This is a genomic window from Mitsuaria sp. TWR114 (assembly GCF_007997345.1).
This window is the reverse complement of record NZ_VOSR01000800.1, coordinates 1-524: the sequence shown is the minus strand read 5'-3', so window position 1 is coordinate 524 and position 524 is coordinate 1. Positions and strand designations below refer to the sequence as shown.

Here is a 524-nt window from a genome sequence, read left to right as displayed (position 1 = left end):
GGCGGCCCGATCGAAGGCCGCCAGTACCAGCGCCTGGCCAAGCCGGTGCCCGGCTCGACGCCCGGCAAGATCGAGGTGATCGAGTTCTTCTGGTACGGCTGCCCGCACTGCTACGTCTTCGAACCGACGATCGAGGCCTGGGCCAAGCAGCTGCCCGCCGATGTCGTCTACCGCAAGGTCCACGTGGCCTTCCGCGCGAACGTGAAGATCCACCAGCAGATGTTCGTGACGCTGGAGGCGATGGGCAAGGAGGCGCAGGTGCGCCCGGCCATCTTCAACGCCATCCATCGCGGCGGCCAGAGCCTGACCGACGTGGACGCGATGGCCAAGTTCCTGGCGCCGCTGGGCGTGGACCCGGCCAAGTTCAAGGAGACCTACAACTCCTTCACCGTGCAGACCCGCGTGCAGCAGGCGACGAAGCTGCAGGACCAGTACAACATCGACGGCGTGCCCACTGTCGCGATCGGCGGGCGCTTCCTGACCTCGCCGGCGATGGCCGGTTTCGGCCTGCGCGTCAGCGAGGA

1 protein-coding gene is annotated in these 524 nt (G+C 67.4%); it reads left to right on the top strand.

What is annotated here, in order from left to right; genetic code table 11:
* The coding region (locus tag FUT87_RS24355) for a thiol:disulfide interchange protein DsbA/DsbL (protein ID WP_147242661.1) at positions 1 to 524 on the top strand (524 nt) is incomplete at both ends.